Source organism: methane-oxidizing endosymbiont of Gigantopelta aegis (assembly GCF_016097405.1).
Taxonomy (GTDB): Bacteria; Pseudomonadota; Gammaproteobacteria; order Methylococcales; family Methylomonadaceae; genus Methylomarinum.
Map to the genome: position 1 here is coordinate 1 of NZ_JAEHGD010000003.1, position 17793 is coordinate 17793.

General features: G+C 46.2%; 25 protein-coding genes. 20 read left to right on the top strand and 5 right to left on the bottom strand.

The features are described 5' to 3' along the window. A partial coding sequence (locus tag JEU20_RS13815) for a class I SAM-dependent methyltransferase (RefSeq protein WP_198246741.1) occupies positions 1 to 584 on the bottom strand: 584 nt, incomplete at its 3' end. A 172-nt stretch (positions 585 to 756) separates the two neighbouring features. Here JEU20_RS13815 and JEU20_RS13820 point away from each other — a divergent pair. The 5 genes from JEU20_RS13820 to JEU20_RS13835 all read left to right on the top strand — a co-directional run bounded on the left by JEU20_RS13820 (position 757) and on the right by JEU20_RS13835 (position 4083). Continuing rightward, positions 757 to 1320 carry a hypothetical protein gene (locus JEU20_RS13820; protein WP_198246742.1) on the top strand — a complete coding sequence of 188 codons (564 nt, stop codon included), beginning with the start codon at positions 757 to 759 and terminating at the stop codon, positions 1318 to 1320. A gap of 19 nt (positions 1321 to 1339) precedes the next feature. Then, positions 1340 to 2074, top strand: a complete 735-nt coding sequence (locus JEU20_RS13825; protein ID WP_198246743.1) for a zinc-dependent metalloprotease family protein — start codon at positions 1340 to 1342, stop codon at positions 2072 to 2074. Then, a complete protein-coding gene (locus tag JEU20_RS16000; protein ID WP_425356722.1) occupies positions 2061 to 2786 on the top strand; it encodes a transposase in 726 nt (241 codons plus the stop codon). Before JEU20_RS13825 ends, JEU20_RS16000 begins: the two co-directional genes overlap by 14 nt. Next, positions 2779 to 3573 (top strand): IS3 family transposase, encoded by a 795-nt coding sequence (locus JEU20_RS16005; protein ID WP_425356723.1) that lies wholly within the window; start codon positions 2779 to 2781, stop codon positions 3571 to 3573. Before JEU20_RS16000 ends, JEU20_RS16005 begins: the two co-directional genes overlap by 8 nt. Positions 3574 to 3900: 327 nt before the next feature. Further along, positions 3901 to 4083, top strand: a complete 183-nt coding sequence (locus JEU20_RS13835) for a helix-turn-helix domain-containing protein (protein WP_198246744.1) — start codon at positions 3901 to 3903, stop codon at positions 4081 to 4083. Between the two features lie 383 nt (positions 4084 to 4466). Here JEU20_RS13835 and JEU20_RS13840 read toward each other — a convergent pair whose 3' ends face one another. Together JEU20_RS13840 and JEU20_RS15410 are read right to left on the bottom strand one after the other, a co-directional pair. Continuing rightward, positions 4467 to 5465 carry a transposase gene (locus tag JEU20_RS13840; protein ID WP_245395285.1) on the bottom strand — a complete coding sequence of 333 codons (999 nt, stop codon included), beginning with the start codon at positions 5463 to 5465 and terminating at the stop codon, positions 4467 to 4469. A gap of 82 nt (positions 5466 to 5547) precedes the next feature. After that, positions 5548 to 5769: a hypothetical protein gene (locus JEU20_RS15410; RefSeq protein WP_245395275.1), complete on the bottom strand. Its 222-nt coding sequence runs from the start codon at positions 5767 to 5769 to the stop codon at positions 5548 to 5550. 89 nt (positions 5770 to 5858) lie between these two features. Between JEU20_RS15410 and JEU20_RS13845 the strand changes: the two genes are divergently transcribed. Continuing rightward, the gene (locus JEU20_RS13845; RefSeq protein WP_198246745.1) at positions 5859 to 6185 is read left to right on the top strand and encodes a transposase; all 327 of its coding nucleotides are present in this window, start codon (positions 5859 to 5861) and stop codon (positions 6183 to 6185) included. A gap of 254 nt (positions 6186 to 6439) precedes the next feature. Here the strand turns inward: JEU20_RS13845 and JEU20_RS13850 are convergent, their stop codons facing one another. Further along, positions 6440 to 6655: a hypothetical protein gene (locus JEU20_RS13850; RefSeq protein ID WP_198246746.1), complete on the bottom strand. Its 216-nt coding sequence runs from the start codon at positions 6653 to 6655 to the stop codon at positions 6440 to 6442. Between the two features lie 149 nt (positions 6656 to 6804). On the opposite strand from JEU20_RS13850, the gene JEU20_RS14770 reads away from it, so the two are divergent. Together JEU20_RS14770 and JEU20_RS13860 are read left to right on the top strand one after the other, a co-directional pair. Then, complete coding sequence (locus JEU20_RS14770; RefSeq protein ID WP_214657314.1) at positions 6805 to 7032, top strand: hypothetical protein; 228 nt, start codon at positions 6805 to 6807, stop codon at positions 7030 to 7032. 87 nt (positions 7033 to 7119) lie between these two features. Continuing rightward, entirely contained in the window at positions 7120 to 7644 is a 525-nt protein-coding gene (locus tag JEU20_RS13860) for a YcxB family protein (protein WP_198246748.1), read from the top strand. Here JEU20_RS13860 and JEU20_RS13865 read toward each other — a convergent pair. Further along, complete coding sequence (locus JEU20_RS13865; protein ID WP_198246749.1) at positions 7636 to 7842, bottom strand: hypothetical protein; 207 nt, start codon at positions 7840 to 7842, stop codon at positions 7636 to 7638. The genes JEU20_RS13860 and JEU20_RS13865 overlap by 9 nt on opposite strands. Before the next feature lie 20 nt (positions 7843 to 7862). On the opposite strand from JEU20_RS13865, the gene JEU20_RS13870 reads away from it, so the two are divergent. The 12 genes from JEU20_RS13870 to purH all read left to right on the top strand — a co-directional run bounded on the left by JEU20_RS13870 (position 7863) and on the right by purH (position 17779). Next, a complete protein-coding gene (locus tag JEU20_RS13870) occupies positions 7863 to 9752 on the top strand; it encodes an ATP-binding cassette domain-containing protein (protein ID WP_198246750.1) in 1890 nt (629 codons plus the stop codon). Next, the gene (locus JEU20_RS13875) at positions 9745 to 10257 is read left to right on the top strand and encodes a hypothetical protein (RefSeq protein ID WP_198246751.1); all 513 of its coding nucleotides are present in this window, start codon (positions 9745 to 9747) and stop codon (positions 10255 to 10257) included. The genes JEU20_RS13870 and JEU20_RS13875 overlap by 8 nt, the downstream gene beginning before the upstream one ends. 2 nt (positions 10258 to 10259) lie before the next feature. Further along, positions 10260 to 10703 carry a universal stress protein gene (locus tag JEU20_RS13880; protein ID WP_198246752.1) on the top strand — a complete coding sequence of 148 codons (444 nt, stop codon included), beginning with the start codon at positions 10260 to 10262 and terminating at the stop codon, positions 10701 to 10703. Next, complete coding sequence (cobU, locus tag JEU20_RS13885; protein WP_198246753.1) at positions 10696 to 11220, top strand: bifunctional adenosylcobinamide kinase/adenosylcobinamide-phosphate guanylyltransferase; 525 nt, start codon at positions 10696 to 10698, stop codon at positions 11218 to 11220. The genes JEU20_RS13880 and cobU overlap by 8 nt, the downstream gene beginning before the upstream one ends. Continuing rightward, on the top strand, positions 11220 to 12266 hold the full coding sequence (gene cobT / locus JEU20_RS13890; protein WP_198246754.1) for a nicotinate-nucleotide--dimethylbenzimidazole phosphoribosyltransferase: 1047 nt from the start codon (positions 11220 to 11222) through the stop codon (positions 12264 to 12266). Before cobU ends, cobT begins: the two co-directional genes overlap by 1 nt. Positions 12267 to 12398: 132 nt before the next feature. Next, a complete protein-coding gene (locus JEU20_RS13895) occupies positions 12399 to 12815 on the top strand; it encodes a TM2 domain-containing protein (RefSeq protein ID WP_198246755.1) in 417 nt (138 codons plus the stop codon). Between the two features lie 4 nt (positions 12816 to 12819). Further along, positions 12820 to 13548, top strand: coding sequence for an adenosylcobinamide-GDP ribazoletransferase (locus tag JEU20_RS13900; RefSeq protein WP_198246756.1), 729 nt, complete (start codon positions 12820 to 12822; stop codon positions 13546 to 13548). Continuing rightward, positions 13541 to 14191 (top strand): 5,6-dimethylbenzimidazole synthase, encoded by a 651-nt coding sequence (bluB, locus tag JEU20_RS13905; protein ID WP_198246757.1) that lies wholly within the window; start codon positions 13541 to 13543, stop codon positions 14189 to 14191. The genes JEU20_RS13900 and bluB overlap by 8 nt, the downstream gene beginning before the upstream one ends. Before the next feature lie 79 nt (positions 14192 to 14270). After that, on the top strand, positions 14271 to 14798 hold the full coding sequence (locus tag JEU20_RS13910) for a hypothetical protein (RefSeq protein WP_198246758.1): 528 nt from the start codon (positions 14271 to 14273) through the stop codon (positions 14796 to 14798). A gap of 116 nt (positions 14799 to 14914) precedes the next feature. Continuing rightward, positions 14915 to 15883, top strand: coding sequence for a tRNA dihydrouridine synthase DusB (gene dusB, locus JEU20_RS13915; RefSeq protein ID WP_198246759.1), 969 nt, complete (start codon positions 14915 to 14917; stop codon positions 15881 to 15883). Between the two features lie 2 nt (positions 15884 to 15885). Beyond that, positions 15886 to 16170, top strand: coding sequence for a helix-turn-helix domain-containing protein (locus tag JEU20_RS13920; RefSeq protein ID WP_198246760.1), 285 nt, complete (start codon positions 15886 to 15888; stop codon positions 16168 to 16170). 46 nt (positions 16171 to 16216) lie between these two features. Then, positions 16217 to 17779, top strand: a complete 1563-nt coding sequence (purH, locus tag JEU20_RS13925) for a bifunctional phosphoribosylaminoimidazolecarboxamide formyltransferase/IMP cyclohydrolase (RefSeq protein ID WP_198246761.1) — start codon at positions 16217 to 16219, stop codon at positions 17777 to 17779. Positions 17780 to 17793 lie beyond the last annotated feature (14 nt).

Consider the following 17793-nt stretch of genomic DNA (forward strand, 5'->3'; position numbering starts at 1 on the left):
CTATCGGCATACTGGTAAGCAAGCGCGTGAATTGAACGTTCTGATTTTAAATGTCCAAAATCGACCAGATACAGTCCGCCACTAGGCTTTAAGATACGACTGATTTGCGTAAATGTCTGTTCGAGTGCTGTCGTATCGGGTAAGTGATGTAACACGACGGTACTCATGAAAGCATCTACACTGTTGTCTGGGAATGACTGTAATTGGGTAATATCTTCTTGTCGAAACTGGATGTTGCTCAGACCTTTTTCCTGGGTATAGGCTTTTGCTTTGTGCCGCATCTCATTCGATAAATCAATGCCTATAAATTGAATATCCGGATTCAAGCGCGCAATTAAACCCAGCCGGGTGGCCGGGCCGCAGCCTAAATCCACGACAGTGTCCCCTGGTTTGATCACTTCACAGATTTGACTGCAGTGGTAAAGATAAACGGGGTGCATGACACCGTCCTCGCGTCCTGCTCGGGTATAAGCTGTAACTTTGTCAGGGTTATCCATCACTAAGTCGGGCTCGGTTTTGCGAACAGCTGTGGGCTTTGAGAAAAATTCGCGTAAAAAAAACTTGATGGCGGTAGGGCTGGGCATAATGTTTATTTATCTGAAGGTGAAAAAATATAAACAGCAGTATAAGTCTGGCCGATAGCGATTGATGTCAACTTCTTCACACTTAGTGGTCATAAAGTGTGAACTCCTTTCAGGTGGCTCTAATAAAACTCGTCTAAACTAAATGGTACTTAAACAGACTAGGGTGTTCCTGATGAAAAAATATATTTTTTTATTTGTTATCGGCATTGCTGTGCTGGGCTATTTTATGCAGGCAAATGTGCCCGTTGCAGCAGACAAGATTAGCAGTTTGCCTAAGCAGGTAGCTCGTTCTAAAACGCAAACTAATCAATTATGGCAAAACGTCGCTGATCCGGCACAGCTCCAGTACAAGGATTCGTTAGATTCGGTGATTGAACTGGCATATATCCAGACAGATCCGGATAGACTGGCGAATTTGACTGAAGGTCAAACCGTTAATTTTGAAATTCCGCAAACGCAGAAGACCTATCAAGGCGTGGTTGAAAGCCATTATCAACAGTTTGATGGCAAGGTTAATGTGGCTAAAGGCAAAATCACCGGGGGTGATGCCTTTTCATCGTTTTCTATTACGAGTGGCCCGGAAACAACACTGGTAATGGTAGCGACAGAAGACAGTGTGTATCAAATTGAAATTGATAATCGGACAGGGTACGGCACGGTGATAGATGATCGTGCGTTAGATTATTTTCGTAAGCAGGATGATGCGCAACTGACACCACCCGAAGGCTTGTCTTGAAGATATTGGAGATGACGGAATGAAAATTAAAACATCTGTTCGTATTATGTTGTTAGTTTGCTTGGCTGCGATAGCCCATAGTAGCTGGGCGAAAATTCATACATTGGATATTCTGGTATTGCATCCCCCAAAAACGACGTTGAATATTGATGCCTTGACGCGTGCAGCCAGTATGGAAACTTATGCCAATAAGGCATTGGAAAACAGTCAGGCTGAGATTCGGTTTCGTGTGGTCAAGGTCGTGGAATTCGATTTACCTAATCCAAAAACCGATGTCGCTACTTTGAAGGCGTTGAAAGACAATACTCAGGTGCAGCAGCTCAGGTCACAATATGGCGCCGATATCGTCACGATGATTACACCGACGGGACCTTATTGTGGTGTAGGTTATGTATTGGGCGGGCGTAATGATACGATTTATGCTGGCCTGAAAGGCTATGCCTATAATGTGGTGGGTGACCGTTGTATCAGTTCATTTGCACATGAAGTCGGCCATAATTTAGGTTTGGGGCATTCGTATAAACAAAATAGTAATGGCGGGCTTTATACCTGGGGGCGCGGGCATGGTGTCGATAATGATTTCGTTACGACCATGGCTTATACCTCGGCCTATAACGCCAGACGCGTGCAGTTTTTTTCCAATCCCGCTGTTTTGGAATGTCATGGCTTGGCTTGCGGTGTCGATCCCCCCCTATGTCAACATACCTGTCGCCTAGGAAATTTTAAATCAGGAGACAAAAATGAGCGTATTTAGCCAAGAATTTAAAGTACAATCAGTAGAAAAAGCATTATCCAGAAGACCAGAACAATCGCTAAAGCAAATTGCAGTTACTTTAGGTGTGGGTTACTCCACACTTCAAAAATGGATTCGGTTAGCTAAGAAAAATCAACTCGAAAAAACAGAGTCAAACATGTCAAAAGAAAAAAGCCCTCAAGATTGGAATACAGTAGAACGTTTTGAAGCCATTGTTCATTGTCATCATCTCACCGATGATCAGGCTAGCGCCTATTGTCGTGAACAAGGCATCTACTTACATCATCTAAATACCTGGAAAGCGGAATTTTTGTCAGAATCTAAATCAACAGAATCCGTATATAAACAGGCGCAAACAAAACTCAAACAAGAAAACAAGCGTTTGCATAAGGAGCTAAACCGCAAAGAGAAAGCGTTATCAGAAACAGCGGCTTTACTGGTGTTATCAAAAAGTGCCAAGCGATCTGGGGGAAAAGGCGGCCGATTAATCGCCTACTCAGATCGCCAACACTACAGCGCACTCATTGATGAAGCCGTTGACAATGGAGCGCGGCAGAAATTAGCCTGTGAACTGGTGGGTATATCAGCTCGAACCTATCAGCGTTGGAACCGGGGGAGAAGGACTCTCAGAAGACCTACGACTGCACAATACAGCGCCTGTGCACAATCAATTATCCGAGGCCATCAAGCAAGAAATCATCACCGTGATTAATAAACCGGAATACAGCGCTTTAACGCCGCATCAAATCGTTCCGAGGTTATTGGATTTGGGCTGCTATCTCGCATCAGAATCAACCTTTTATCGTGTCATGAAAGCCCACAACCAGCTTAAGCACAGAGCTAAAGGAGCCGCAGGTCAGCATAATAAACCGCAGTCACTCAAAGCCACACAGGCCAATCAAATCTACTCGTGGGATATTACGTATTTATTAAGCCCCGTCAAAGGGCAGTATTTTTACCTCTACATGGTGATGGACATCTATAGTCGGAAAATCGTAGGCTGGCAAGTTCATGATGCCGAATCAAGCGCACACGCTGCTGATTTGATCGAAGATATCGCTCGCCGGGAAAACATCGACAAAAAGCAATTGGTGATACATTCTGACAACGGCAGTCCGATGAAAGGCGCAACATTAAGGGCCAAATTGGTCGATTTAGACATTGCCACGTCGTTCAGCAGACCTCGTGTCAGTAATGATAATCCTTATTCAGAATCGTTATTTAAAACAGTCAAATATCATCATACCTTTCCAGAAAACCCTTTTAAAACATTAAGCGAAGCCAGGAACTGGGTTGAAGCTTTCGTTTGTTGGTTCAACAATGAACATCAACACAGTGCGCTCAAGTTTGTAACACCCAACCAACGCCATAACGGCTTAGACAGCGCCGTACTCGAAAAAAGAAAACGAGTCATCGAGCAAGCAAAAAAGAGACAATCCAGAGCGATGGAATGGACGACAAACACGAAATTTAACGCCCATTGGCCATGTTTATCTTAATCCGGATAAGGAAAATTTCAACACAACAGAATGTCAAGCAGCTTAATAAAATTCATTTCGTAAATTATTGCAAAAAATGCGACAGGTTGGTTGACATTTAGCGGTCAGTGAGGTTCGAAGAGAGGTTTTTCAGGTTAAATCAGCCAATGAATGAGCATCGTAACCGACCGATGTCAGTTTCGTGCGCCTTGGATTGTGTGTTTTCACTGGGGCAGGTGTTTTTCACATATCAATTTCCTTCAGCGGGAATTGCTGTGGAAACTCCCTATAAGTGGCCAGACGCAAATCGAGTTGTGTAAAATAGTATTTTCTACCCTCACATAATCTATGCCAATTCAAGTCATCATTGAATTAACCGAAATCGAACTGGAAACACTAGAAAACATTATCAAGAAAGGGAGTGATTGGTGGGAGCGAGAGCGTGCAATGACCATAAAACTGCTTTACGAAGGAAAGAGCACTGCCGAGATAGCGAAACAACAAGATTGTCACGTAGAAACGATTCGGTAAAGGCGTCGCCGTTAGCAAAAGAAGGATTTGCCAGTTTACCTGACAAGCCGCGTTCGGGGGCTCCCGGAAAACTATCGGAAGAAGACAGAGAATTATTAAAGTAAGTAGGTGACGTTAAAGTGAGCGATCGTTGTTTACACAGGACACTAAAAGTTATGGGGTTTGTTTGGAAGCGCACGCGCTACAGTCTAAAAAAGCGTGATGAAAAGCCTTTGCCAAAGCTCAGCAAGAAATTAAACAATTAATTGAACAAGCTCAGCGTGGTGAGATTGAACTGGCGTATGTTGATGAAGCCGGATTCATGCCACAACCACCTAATCGTTCAGCCTGGACGGTACGGGGTCAAACCCCATAAGCGCTAACTTAAGCCCCGAACCCATTGATTAAACACGACTTACGCCCAGTTCTCTGCATTGTCGAATCATTCCCAAAACCGGTTCAGGCAGGCTCTGCAACGAACGTTTTCTCGGGCGTTCGCTAACGCTTTTCAAATAATCACGCTGAAAGCGTTCTTGCTTCGGAAAACAGGCGTTCAATCCTGATTTAATGTCCTCAGCAATCGTTTTATACAAACGCCAGGGTGTCAATGCACGCGGCCCATCCATTTTCGTCAAGGCCTTGGTAAAACACCGCTGCGCGATCTTTTCCGTAACCACCGCATACAGAAGTTTGCCCTGTAAATACAATTCGGCCAATTGACTGTCTTTACGGGCACGTAATTGATTGATCGCCAACAGGCTTTTCAGCCGTTTGATCACCAATTCCACCTGCCAGCGTACACGATAGAGCGCGGCAGCCGTTTCGGTGCTGAGCAACTCGACCGGCACGGACGTTAAAATTAAGACCCATTCACTGAGATAGAGCGTTTTTTCCTGGGCTGTACGTCCTTTGTTCTGCGCTCTGAGTTTCGCTTTACGCCGGGCTTGCGCCGCTTTTTCGGCAGGTAACGGAACCGCATGTACCGTGCAGGCGATTCGTTTATTGTTATGGCACAAGTAAACCGGGATAGCACCCGCTTGTTTTCCAAGACCTTGTAATCGCGTTTCCCAGTCAATTTTTATCAGCTTGCCGTGGTCGTCAAGCGCATATAAATTCATGCTGTGCGCGTTATAGCGCAGCACAATATCGCCGCCCCGGTCGATAAAAGGCACCAACGACCTGGGCTGATTGTAGCCGCGATCGATCAACACGACATCGCCCGATTCCAACACATAATGGTCAAGGCTTTCACCAATCTTGTCCGTACTGACTTCAACCTGGCGCAATGTCAGTGAAATCAAATCTATCGCGATATGTAGCCGATACGTAGTTTCTGTCGCACCGGGCTCCTGCACGGTCGAACCATCAATAATAACGAAGCTTAATGAACCACTGTCAACCACCTCCTGCAACCCAAATACGCTCGATAGTAAGGATTTTACCCAAGGAACGCAGGCCGCCAGTCTTTTTTTACCGCCGTATCACTTAAGTGAGCCCTATAAGTGAGCCACCTCGCCGGCGCAACTCCGCAAGGAGAAATCCAGACCACAGTAGAGCATCACCAACTGTAACAGTTGTAAGGGCGAACGGGATCTTGCGCGCACGCGCGAAGGCTTTAAATTCATAGGCTTGTTGTTGATAATCCGCCGGAAGTTCTTGCACAAATTGTTCAAAACGTGTATCTATGGGATGTGGCTGCTTTTTCATAGGGTTTTCACTTTTGTTGGTAAAAATACGCTATGTGGTGGCCACACCTCTATTTTTCAACTCATAATCAATGATTTAATGGCAAAACTTTGGCGAAGCGTGACAGGGTTATATTTTTTGCCTTTCTGATGGCGATGATCGAAAAAATGAAAAAACCAATCACCGTTATTTTAGACAACGCGTCTATCCACACCAGCAAAAAGTTACAACCTTATTGGGATTTACTTAAGGAAAAAGGCATGAGCTTTTATTTTCTACCGCCTTACTCGCCAGAACTCAATCGGATCGAGGTGTTATGGCGGAAAATGAAATACGAATGGTTACCTTTTAAACAAATGAACCCAGAAGAGCTGGAAAACGAGATCGACAAAATTCATAAGGGATTTGGCAAAGAATACAAGCTAACTTTTTTCTAAGTACTTAATTAACGGTTTTGTTGCATAATTATTCTTAATTATTTAATTTTAAATAGTTTTTTATGGTTTTGCAATAAACCAGTAACCGTTCCAGCAATTCCCGCTGAAGAAATTTATATGTGAAAAACGCCCCATCAAGGGACAGCACACAATCCAAGGCGCACGAAACTGACATCGGTTGGTTACGATGCTCATTCATTGGCTGGTTTAACCTGAAAAACCTCTCTTCGAACTGCACTGATCACGGCACACATTCAGGATGTGTCAATGGTTATCATGGATGGCTTGAGCTTGTAAGCTAAACTGCCATAGAGACTTTCCCAGTCCATAATCAGATAGCAGGTAAATCTTTCCCGCAGTGCGGCCCAAAAGCGTGTCTTGCTACCCATCTTTTCGAGACCTCGTTGAAACAATCGGCAACAACGCTGTTGGATTTGATCGATCAAAAAGGCCAGTATCATCATCTGCATCAGCACGGTCACCAGATTCTGGTTGCCATGACCATTGTATGTTCGAAGTGATAGCCTTGGTTTTTCAGGGTGTTAAAAGTTTCATTTTCAATCCGCCAACGCGCGCGACACGTATGATGGGTATCATTTAATGGTGCATCGTTGTAGTAATGAAAACGGTGCTCAATACTTTGTTCGCCTGTCTGTTTCCATTTTCGGGTGGCTTCATTGCTGTCGATCCATTCGAACAAAAAGGATGGTCACCTTTTTTAGCGCTGTATCTGGATCAACAGGCATTTGGCCGCATTGCGCTCGCAGTCGTTTTTCGTTTGTCCGTCCTGCTTGAGAATAGGTTCTGGCGCTACGGGGAAAACTTAGTGATGTTCAGGATGAACTAACTACGTAAATATTTTCTGTTTTAGGGAACTGGTGACGGAATCATATATAATGCAAGCTTTGTCTTAACGAGCCGAGCCTAAAAAACCATGTTTGAAATCGAATACGAATTGCGTGAGCAAGACCTGGTTCATTTTAATGAATTATTGCTACAAAAGAATGTTGAATTGCAAAATACAATCCGTCGAAATCGTCTACTGGTGCCGGGGATTATGTTGTTTATCGGACTGTTTTACTACATTTTTTATGTTGATATGACAACTACGGCCTATATCACGGTGTTAGCACTGATTTGGGGTATTGTATCGCCATATTATTTGAAAATGGATATGCGCCGGCAGATTTTAAATCACTATACCGACGAAGAAAAAAAGGCTTTGTTCGGTATCCATAAGTTGAAAATTGAACCGGAATATTTATTGGAGCAATCCCCTGGCGGCAAGCATAAAACGCCGTGGTCAGAGATGCTGCGGGTTGACCGTTTGAAAGATTATGTACATATTTTTGTCGATTTTGATGCCGCTATTATTATTCCAAAAGAAACCGTTAAATCGGGAAATTTGGACAAATTTGCTGAACAAGTCGAAAAAATGATTGAGCGTCATTCAGACTGAGTCGGTTTTTGACGGTTGTTCCAGAACACCGTCCCGGCGCTGGATATAGAGCCGACAGGCATCCACGCATTGCGGTTTGCTGGCATATGGGCCTGAAATCATGTCCACCGTATAAAACCACCAGCCGTATTGGTTTACATAATAGCGATCCTGCGGCTTGAATAATGCGTTTTTAGGTTTAGTGGGGCGGATTTTCATGCAATTATTCTACCGAACAGATGTTGAATTTTAAAAACATAAGCTTAAGGCGCGGGACGCGTGTGTTGTTTGAACGTGCAAATTTTACTATTCACCAAGGCCAGAAAGTGGGCTTGACGGGTGCTAATGGTACGGGAAAGTCCAGTCTGTTTGCCATGATTTTAGGGCAATTAACGCCTGATGAAGGCGAACTGAGTATTCCTCCTAACTTGGAGATTGCACATGTAGCACAGGAAACACCGGCGTTGGAAACAAGCGCTATCGATTATGTCCTCGATGGTGACAGGGAGTTACGGCGTTTACAACAGGCATTGGCCGAAGCAGAACAGGCACATGATGGTTTGAAAGTCGCCGAGTTGCATGAAAAACTCAGTGTTATCGGCGGTTACAGCGCGACGGCGCGAGCATCTAGGCTATTGAATGGCTTAGGATTCAGTCCCGAACAGGAATCTCACTCTGTCAGCGCATTTTCAGGGGGCTGGCGGATGCGCCTGAATTTGGCGCAGGCCTTGATGTGTCGTTCCGATGTGTTATTACTGGATGAGCCGACCAATCATCTGGATTTAGATGCCGTTATTTGGTTGCAGGATTGGCTGTTACACTATCCGGGCACGTTACTGTTGATTTCGCATGATCGCGATTTTCTGGATGCGATTGCCGACCATATTTTACATATTGAACACCAGCAAATTACGTTGTACAGCGGTAACTATTCGGCCTTTGAAACCTTGCGGGCAGAAAAGTTAGCCCAGCAACAATCGGCTTATGTGCGTCAGCAACGTGAAATTGCTCATATCCAAAGCTTTATCAATCGATTTAAAGCCAAGGCGACTAAGGCTAAACAAGCACAAAGTCGGGTCAAATCTTTAGAACGCATGACCCTAATCGCACAGGCGCATGTCGACTCTCCCTTCTCTTTTCAGTTTACAGCGCCGGGCCGTGCCCCCAATCCTCTGCTGAAATTGGAACGAGCCTCATTAGGTTACGATGGCAACATTATTCTGAAGGATATATCTTTCAGTTTATCGCCTGGTGATCGTATTGGCCTGCTTGGACCGAACGGCGCTGGAAAATCGACCTTGATTAAAGTGCTGGCCGGCCAAATGATGCCTTTAACGGGTCAGTTGCAAACAGCAGATGGCTTGCGGATTGGTTATTTTGCCCAGCATCAGCTCGAACAGCTGCATTTGGATGAAAGCCCGCTTTGGCATTTTCAGCACCTGGATAAACAGGCGACCGAGAAAGATTTACGCAATTTTCTCGGTGGCTTCGATTTTCGTGGTGATAAGGTCAATGATCCGGTTGGTCCGTTTTCTGGTGGTGAAAAAGCGCGGTTGGTGTTGGCGCTGTTGGTTTACCAGAAACCAAATTTGTTATTGTTAGATGAGCCGACCAATCATTTGGATTTGGAAATGCGGCATGCGCTCATTATGGCATTGCAGGATTATGATGGCGCCATGTTGATTGTTTCTCATGATCGACACATGTTGCGTTCGGTCACCGATCAGCTTTGGTTGGTGGCAAATGAAAAGGTCAAGCCTTTTGAGGGCGACCTAGATGATTATCGGCAATGGCTGAGCGATCAAAAAAGGACCGAAAGCAACGAGAACATAACATCGGCTCCAACACCATCACGCAAAGATCAGCGCAAACAAGAGGCGTTGCGTCGGCAGCAATTAAAACCTTTGAACGATGCTTTGAAAAAAGCTGAGCAACAGCTTGAACACTATCAACAAAAACAAGCCGAGTTGGAACAACGCTTAAGCGATCCTAGCCTTTACGAGGCTGAAAACAAACAACAACTAAAGCAGCTGTTAGCCGACAAACAGAGCATCGATCAGGCTTTGTCAAAGGCTGAAGAAAGTTGGATGAATGCGGCTGAACAACTGGAGTATGCTCAAAATGATTAAACTGATAACCCTGTTTATCGAAATCTGTGCGTTTAAAAAAGGCCCGCAGGATGTCCCCGCCTCGCAAACCTTATTGTCGTTGCTGACATTTTTATATTTAGTGGTCAGTGCATTGATTTTGGCATTGAATATTCCAACCCATGAAGCCTTATTGCAGGCGTTGGTTGAAACCTTGTTGGTTTTGACATTTCCTTGGTTGATGTTGAGGATTGCACATAAACCGGAACGCTATCTGAAAACAGTTTCCGCCTTGTTGGGCAGCGATATTTTAATCAGTCTGTGCGCATTGCCGGCGCTGAGTTCGCTGTCGGTGCAAGTGACGCCGCTGGGATTTGCTGCGGTTATCATTTTGATGTTGTGGAATTGGGCGGTAACCGGCCATATTTTCAAACATGCCCTATCCCAGCCTTTTCTATTTGGATTGGGCGTGGCTTTGTTGTATTTCCTGTTATCCTATCAGATTATCGGAATGTTATTCCCAGCCCCAGTCACTCCCGGAGGATAATCATGCAACTGTATCAACATATTCTATTGGCCGCCGATTTTTCAGAACATGGTAAAACGGTCAGCGCCAAAGCGAAACAATTGGCCGAACAAAACCAGGCACGCTTGAGTCTGATTCATGTGGTTGATTATCTGCCGATTACCGATGTCACCTATGGCCCGATTATTCCATTTGATGTTGATTTGACCGAAGAATTGGTTGCCATTGCCGAGCAACGTTTGGCCGACCTGGGACAAGAATTGGATGTGGATAAAGAACGACAATGGTTGGAAGTTGGCAGTCCGAAACTCGAAATTGTCCGTATGGCCGAAGAAAATGATGTCGATCTGATTGTGTTGGGGTCACACGGTCGCGGTGGCTTGGCCGTGTTGTTGGGCTCGACTGCAGACGGTGTTTTGCATCATGCTAAATGTGATGTGTTGGCCGTGCGTCTGAAAGATGATTGAACTGGTACTCGGCGGCGCCCGTTCCGGGAAAAGCCGGTATGCGGAAAAGCAGGCGCAAGAAACCGATAAGCCGGTACTTTATATCGCTACGGCCGAAGCGCGTGATGCTGAAATGCAGGCCCGCATTGCACGTCACCGACAAGACCGGCCAGGCCATTGGCAAACCTTAGAAGAGCCCGTTGCTTTAGGGCAAGCCATCGCCCGACATGATAACGCCGAGCAATGCATTCTGGTTGATTGTTTGACCTTGTGGTTGAGCAATATTTTGTTTGACCGGGAAGGTAAACTCACAGAATCGCGCCTGCAGCAGGAAAAAGCCGAACTGCTGGCGGCCTTGTCCGCCTCGAATGGTGATATCATTCTGGTCAGTAATGAGGTGGGGCAAGGTGTTGTTCCGATTGAGAAAACAACCCGCCGTTTTGTTGATGAAGCCGGTTTCCTGCATCAGGACATTGCTCGCATCAGTGCCAAAGTGACATTGATTTGCGCGGGACTGCCACTAAGCCTGAAAGGATAATGATGCTGGACTGGCTTGAGCAAACGATAAGTCCTCCGGATGCCTCTGTTCGGGAACGGGCGCTGGCACATCAGGCACAATTGACAAAACCTGCTGGTGCGTTGGGGCGGCTGGAGCACGTTGCCGTTCAGCTGGCCGCCATGCAGGGATGCTTGCGGCCTGAAATCAATCGCATTCATGTCAGTCTGTTCGCAGGGGATCACGGCATTGCTGCCGAAGGTGTTTCTGCCTTTCCGCAGCAGGTTACCGTTCAGATGGTTAAAAATTTTATCGATGGTGGCGCGGCGGCCAGCGTGTTGAGTGGGTTCCTCAATGCCACGCTTGAGGTTATCGACACCGGTATGGCAACCCCTGTGGACGATAAGCGTATCATCGCTGCATCAGCGGGCAGAGGTACGGCTAATTTTTTGCATCAGGCTGCGATGAATCTACAGCAATTGAAACAATCACTCGATACCGGCCGCGCCGCCGCGTTGCGCGCAAAGCAATCGCGTAGTGATTTATTCATCGGTGGTGAAATGGGGATTGCTAATACGACCTCGGCGACAGCATTGTCCTGTGCGTTGCTATCGTGTGATACGACACAGTTGACCGGTGCGGGAACCGGCTTGAATACGGCACAAATTCAGCATAAGGCGGCGTTGATTGAACAGGCTTTGATACACCATCGAGCGATGTTACATTCCCCCTTGAACATCCTGCAAACCGTAGGCGGGTTTGAAATTGCTGCGCTAACGGGGGCATATATTTCGGCAGCAAGCTGGCAATTACCGGTTCTGGTCGATGGCTTTATTTGCACAGTTGCGGCATTGTTAGCTATCCATATCAATCCTGGTGTTAAGGCGTGGTTGTTGTTTTCCCATTGTTCGGACGAGCAAGGGCATCGTTACCTGCTTAAGGTATTAAATGTTAAAGCCTTATTAAATCTTAATATGCGATTGGGTGAAGCTAGCGGTGCTTTAAGCGCAGTCCCGCTGCTGCAAATGGCTTGTCAGTTGCATAATAATATGGCAACGTTTGCCGATGCAGGTATTAGTACCGAATAAATCCAGCACCTCGCTCTGAAGGGCAAGGTTTTCTTTAGGAAAATAGTGCTCCTTTGCATCCTCGCCGTTAATGGCGAGGTATTATGAGGTGCTGGATAAAGTTTCATCAATCAACATAACAAAAGAAAAATTATGATTGGACATATTGAAAGTTATAACGAAGACACACAAACCGGTGTGATTAAACACGAGGATAAATACTACGAATTTCATATTGAACAATGGAATAATGCCTCTCCGCCACAAGCCGGTGACGATGTCGATTTTGACGAAGAAGATGGTGTTGTTACCGAGGTAGAACCTGTCAGCGCGTATTTAAAATCAGCCCTGCAGCCCGTTAAAAAACGTTGGATTGCAGCCACTCTGGGCTTATTGTTTGGCGCTTTAGGGATGCATCGCTTTTATCTTGGTTTTTACAATATCGGTGTGCTGCAAATTCTGGTGACATATCTCAGTGGCGGCTATGGTGTGATGTGGGGCTTTATCGAAGCGATTCTGATTATCACCGGCCATATCTATAAAGACGCTAAAGGGCGTCCTTTGAAATAAGGTGATGCGAAACGCATTACTGTTAGCTGTACAATTTTTAACCCGCATTCCAGTACCGATGCAAATTCAGGTCAGCCCGCGGCAGTTAGGGTATTCGGTGTTGTTTTATCCTTTGGTGGGTGGTTTGATTGGTGGGGGGCTTTATTTGCTTGGGTCGCTTTTGGCAGCACAGCCGCCGCAGCTGGGCGCGGCACTTATTTTAGCTATCTGGGTGTTTTTATCGGGTGGCTTACATCTTGATGGTTTGGCCGATTGTGCCGATGCCTGGGTTGGTGGTACTGGCAATCGTGAAAAAACGTTAGCCATCATGAAAGATCCGGCAGCCGGAACCGTAGCGGTTATCGTCCTGGTTTTAGTGTTGCTGTTGAAGTGGGTTGGGTTGAGTGTGTTGATTACCGAACAACGGCTTGACAGCTTGTTCTGGATACCGGTTTTAGGGCGTAGCAGCCTGTTGTTGCTGATGATGACGACGCCGTATATTCGGAAAAATGGCCTGGGTGAACAATTGGTTGAGAATTTGCCGGTTTCTGCGGCGAAGGTCATTTTGGGTTTGGTTCTAGCAATTGTGTGGGTGGTATTAGGTTTCATTCCTGTGCTCGCAGCCTTAAGCTGTTTGTTTCTGATTCGACGGGTGGCGTTGCATCGTCTTGCGGGTATGACCGGGGATGTTTATGGTGCCAGCGTTGAACTGGTTGAACTGGTTGCTTTGTTGAGTTTGGCGTTATATGTCTGAGCATCGTTTCAGCGAGGCCGAAATTCAGGCGGTTTATCGTGCCATTGGAGAACGCCGTGATATGCGGCATTTTCTGTCGACGCCCGTTGATCCTGACATGCTGCGACGCTTACTGCAGGCAGCAAACCAAGCCGGCAGCGTCGGCTTGATGCAGCCCTGGCGTTTTATTCGTATTAGCAAACAACCATTGCGACACGCTATTCATGCGCTGGTGGATCAAGAAAGGCGACTGACAGCTAAAGCCTTGGGCGAACGTGAAGATGAATTTATGCGGCTGAAGGTTGAAGGAATCCTGGAATGTGGGGAATTGTTGGTAGTGGCATTGGCGGACAAGCGGGAGCGGCATATTTTTGGGCGCCGTACAATGCCGGATATGGACTTGGCTTCAGTGGCCTGTGCCATACAGAATATGTGGCTGGCCGCACGCGCCGAAGGCTTAGGTATGGGCTGGGTGTCTTTGTTTGATCCTGAAGCATTGGCTCAGTTGTTGAAAATGCCGATGGGCAGTCAGCCAGTCGCTATTTTGTGTTTGGGACATGTCAAAACTTTTTATAAGCGGCCGATGCTCGAAATAGAGCAATGGGCGAGTTCTCAGCCGCTGGAAAACCTAGTATCGGAAAATAGCTGGCCGACACAGGAGTGAAGTTTCCACAAGCGGAAGTCTTTATAGTAGAATCATCGGTCTTGATCTTGTCATCATTAACGCATACCGAGGAGAAAAAATGAAAGCTTGTGAATCCTGTTCCGATCGTGTCCATATTGGGTGTAATCATAAAAAAATGCCGGTTTTGGCGCGTGCGCTGGGCTTGGTATTGATTTATCTGCCTATTTTGACGCTGCCTTTCGTTTTTCTCAGTGCTTATATGACTTATTTCAGTTTAAAGTTGTGTGGCGCGCAAGATGTGAAAAAATTAAAAGACTTTCTGCCAGATCGTGCGAGTCATCGCTATGATTTGAAAAGCCAGGTTACTATGGATGGCTCGTTTAGTTTGAGTCTGGCGCAATCTAAACTGTATTGGATTATAAATTGCACCTGGTATTGTCCGGTCAGTGTCGGCTTGTTTGAATGGCATGCCTATATGGTGAAAGTGGTTGAAAATTGGTGGTGTCCGTTTAACCATTCACGTAAAAATCAATACACAGACGGTGCAATCGACCAATCTTTCTGGCATATTTATCCAGAAGATAAAGCAAAATTACACGAAGAAGACAAAAATAACCCTATTTTTACCGAAACGCCGGAAAAATAAGCCGGTTTAGTCGTTCCGGCGTCGTTTTGACGCCGGTCAAATTTCCATGCAAACTGCATGCATCTTTTATCAATTTAGGCTAGAATAGCGCCCCCGTAATCGTTTTGGCCGTGTGCATGCAAATAGGTCCCTACACTTTAAGTAACCCCTATATTCTGGCGCCTATGGCGGGTATTAGCGATCGGCCGTTCAGAATTCTATGTAAGCAGTATGGCGCGGCGTTGGCATTTAGCGAAATGGTTGCCTCGCAGCCACATTTGCAAAAACATCGTCGTACCCTGCAAAAAACAGATTATCAGGATGAGCCTGGTTTGCGCGCAGTACAGATTTTAGGAACAGAACCTGAACAAATGGCGCATGCGGCTAAAGGCAATGTCGAACGTGGCGCACAGATTATCGATATCAACATGGGGTGTCCTGCCAAAAAGGTTTGTTCGGTAGCGGCAGGCTCTGCCTTGATGCGCGATGAAAGACGGGTCGATGCTATCTTATCGGCTGTTGTCAAAGCGGTTGATGTACCCGTCACCTTGAAAATACGTACTGGCTGGGATAAGCAGCACAAAAATGCACTGAATATCGCCAAAATTGCAGAACAAAATGGTATTGCAGCATTGACCATACATGGTCGTACGCGTGCTTGTAAATTCAGTGGCCAGGCCGAATATGACACAATAAAGCAGGTGAAGAAGGCCGTTAGTCTGCCAATTATCGCCAATGGCGATATCGATTCGCCGCAAAAAGCCGCCTTTGTTAAAGCCTATACCGGCGCCGATGCGATCATGATTGGTCGGGCGGCTCAAGGGCGGCCGTGGCTATTTGCGCAATTGTCACAGACACATTTTGATCGACCTGATTTAAATGAAATTCAGCAGGTGTTAAATACGCATCTTGAAAGCCTATACAGCTTTTATGGTAATATCGGGGGCGTACGGATTGCGCGTAAACACATCGGCTGGTATTTTCAACACTTAGGATGTCTTCCCGCTGCCTGGAAAAAGCAAATCAATCAGGTGCAACAACCCGACCAGCAATTACATTTGGTGAATCAATCTTTTAACTTTTTCAGTCAACAAAGCCCGGTATAACAATGGACGCATTTTCTACCGATCAATATCGCTCTGATCCAAATCAAGACGGCAATAACGAGCCACCTTTGTCGGTGCATGTCCGCTATGCGATCGAAAGCTATTTTGAGCAACTCGACAATCAAGACTCATCTGGCTTGTATGCCTTGGTTATGGCCGAAGTGGAAAAACCGCTGTTGGAAGCGACTCTGAAACACGTCAATTACAACCAGACCCGAACGGCAAAAATTCTTGGCTTAAGTCGCAGTACGCTGCGCAAAAAAATGGCATTTTACAATATTCGGTAATTGTTGTTGTGTACAGCATTGCTGTTTCATCTTTTTAGAGGTTTATATGAATAAAAAAGTCACCCGCGCGCTGGTGAGTGTATCCGACAAAACCGGTATTCTGGAATTTTGCCAACAGTTGGATCGTTTAGGAATCGAAATCTTATCCACTGGCGGCACCGCGAAACTGCTGGCCGATAATCAGGTTGCGGTGACCGAAGTCTCTGACTATACCGGCTTCCCTGAGATGATGGCCGGTCGGGTTAAAACCTTGCATCCGAAAGTGCATGGCGGTATTTTAGGGCGTCGTGGCATTGATGATCAGGTGATGGCGGAAAACGGCATCAAGCCCATTGATATGGTCGTTGTCAACCTATATCCGTTTGAGCAAACCGTTGCCAATCCCGATTGTGATTTGGAAACTGCAATCGAGAACATCGACATCGGCGGCCCCACCATGATTCGCGCTGCGGCAAAAAATTATAAGGATGTTGCTGTCATCGTCGATCCTGCCGATTATCAGCCCGTTTTAGACGAATTAGTACAGCAGCAAAATCAGCTCAGTTCAGAGACCCGCTTTCAACTAGCGATTAAAAGTTTTGAACAAACCGCACGCTATGATAATGCGATTTCGCAGTATCTTCGCAACACACTGCAGCCTGACTTTCCAGACACGCTGAACCTACAATTCCAGAAGCGTCAAGTGATGCGTTATGGTGAAAATCCGCATCAGAAGGCCGCGTTTTATCAGGAAAAAAATCCACCGGCGGGAACCATTTCCTCGGCGCGGCAATTACAGGGTAAGGAATTGTCTTATAACAATATTGCCGATGCCGATGCCGCTTTGGAATGTGTTAAGGAATTTGACCCACAAGCGGCGGCCTGCGTCATTGTCAAACATGCCAACCCGTGCGGGGTTGCTATCGGTGATGATGTACTGGAGGCATACGATTTAGCTTATACGACAGATCCGACCTCGGCCTTTGGCGGTATCATCGCTTTCAACCGGGCACTGGACAAAAACATTGCCGCAGAAATTATCAACCGTCAATTTGTGGAAGTAATTATTGCGCCGAGTATTGATGCGGATGCAAAAGTGGTATTGGCTGAAAAGAAAAATATCCGAGTTCTGGAATGCGGCCAATGGCCGCAGACAGCGGTTTCCGCTTGGGACTTCAAGCGTGTTGCTGGTGGTTTGTTAGTGCAGGATAAAGACAATGGCCACATCAGCGGCGATGACGTTAAGATCGTCAGCCAGCGTGCACCGACAGCACAAGAGCTAAGCAATTTATTGTTCGCTTGGAAAGTGGCTAAATTTGTGAAATCCAATGCCATTGTCTATGTCAAAGACCATCGTACCATTGGCATTGGTGCAGGCCAAATGAGCCGGGTGTATTCGGCCCGAATCGCAGGCATTAAAGCGGCCGATGAAGGGCTAGAAGTGAAAGGCTCGGTAATGGCCTCCGATGCCTTTTTCCCTTTTCGCGATGGTATTGATGCCGCCGCTGAAGTGGGTATTACCGCGGTGATTCAACCCGGTGGTTCAATGCGCGATGAAGAAGTTATCGCAGCGGCTAATGAGCATAATATTGCCATGGTTTTTACCGGAATGCGGCATTTTCGTCACTAAATTATCAAAATTAT

Excerpts from the sequence above, each read along its gene's own strand:
- JEU20_RS13820 (WP_198246742.1), top strand. The coding sequence starts at position 757 with ATGAAAAAATATATTTTTTTATTTGTTATCGGCATTGCTGTGCTGGGC.
- JEU20_RS13825 (WP_198246743.1), top strand. The coding sequence starts at position 1,340 with ATGAAAATTAAAACATCTGTTCGTATTATGTTGTTAGTTTGCTTGGCT.
- JEU20_RS16000 (WP_425356722.1), top strand. The coding sequence starts at position 2,061 with ATGAGCGTATTTAGCCAAGAATTTAAAGTACAATCAGTAGAAAAAGCA.
- JEU20_RS13835 (WP_198246744.1), top strand. The coding sequence starts at position 3,901 with ATGCCAATTCAAGTCATCATTGAATTAACCGAAATCGAACTGGAAACA.
- JEU20_RS15410 (WP_245395275.1), bottom strand. The coding sequence starts at position 5,769 with ATGAAAAAGCAGCCACATCCCATAGATACACGTTTTGAACAATTTGTG.
- JEU20_RS13850 (WP_198246746.1), bottom strand. The coding sequence starts at position 6,655 with ATGCAGATGATGATACTGGCCTTTTTGATCGATCAAATCCAACAGCGT.
- JEU20_RS14770 (WP_214657314.1), top strand. The coding sequence starts at position 6,805 with ATGAAAACGGTGCTCAATACTTTGTTCGCCTGTCTGTTTCCATTTTCG.
- JEU20_RS13860 (WP_198246748.1), top strand. The coding sequence starts at position 7,120 with ATGTTTGAAATCGAATACGAATTGCGTGAGCAAGACCTGGTTCATTTT.
- JEU20_RS13865 (WP_198246749.1), bottom strand. The coding sequence starts at position 7,842 with ATGAAAATCCGCCCCACTAAACCTAAAAACGCATTATTCAAGCCGCAG.
- JEU20_RS13870 (WP_198246750.1), top strand. The coding sequence starts at position 7,863 with ATGTTGAATTTTAAAAACATAAGCTTAAGGCGCGGGACGCGTGTGTTG.
- JEU20_RS13875 (WP_198246751.1), top strand. The coding sequence starts at position 9,745 with ATGATTAAACTGATAACCCTGTTTATCGAAATCTGTGCGTTTAAAAAA.
- JEU20_RS13880 (WP_198246752.1), top strand. The coding sequence starts at position 10,260 with ATGCAACTGTATCAACATATTCTATTGGCCGCCGATTTTTCAGAACAT.
- cobU (WP_198246753.1), top strand. The coding sequence starts at position 10,696 with ATGATTGAACTGGTACTCGGCGGCGCCCGTTCCGGGAAAAGCCGGTAT.
- cobT (WP_198246754.1), top strand. The coding sequence starts at position 11,220 with ATGATGCTGGACTGGCTTGAGCAAACGATAAGTCCTCCGGATGCCTCT.
- JEU20_RS13895 (WP_198246755.1), top strand. The coding sequence starts at position 12,399 with ATGATTGGACATATTGAAAGTTATAACGAAGACACACAAACCGGTGTG.
- JEU20_RS13900 (WP_198246756.1), top strand. The coding sequence starts at position 12,820 with ATGCGAAACGCATTACTGTTAGCTGTACAATTTTTAACCCGCATTCCA.
- bluB (WP_198246757.1), top strand. The coding sequence starts at position 13,541 with ATGTCTGAGCATCGTTTCAGCGAGGCCGAAATTCAGGCGGTTTATCGT.
- JEU20_RS13910 (WP_198246758.1), top strand. The coding sequence starts at position 14,271 with ATGAAAGCTTGTGAATCCTGTTCCGATCGTGTCCATATTGGGTGTAAT.
- dusB (WP_198246759.1), top strand. The coding sequence starts at position 14,915 with ATGCAAATAGGTCCCTACACTTTAAGTAACCCCTATATTCTGGCGCCT.
- JEU20_RS13920 (WP_198246760.1), top strand. The coding sequence starts at position 15,886 with ATGGACGCATTTTCTACCGATCAATATCGCTCTGATCCAAATCAAGAC.
- purH (WP_198246761.1), top strand. The coding sequence starts at position 16,217 with ATGAATAAAAAAGTCACCCGCGCGCTGGTGAGTGTATCCGACAAAACC.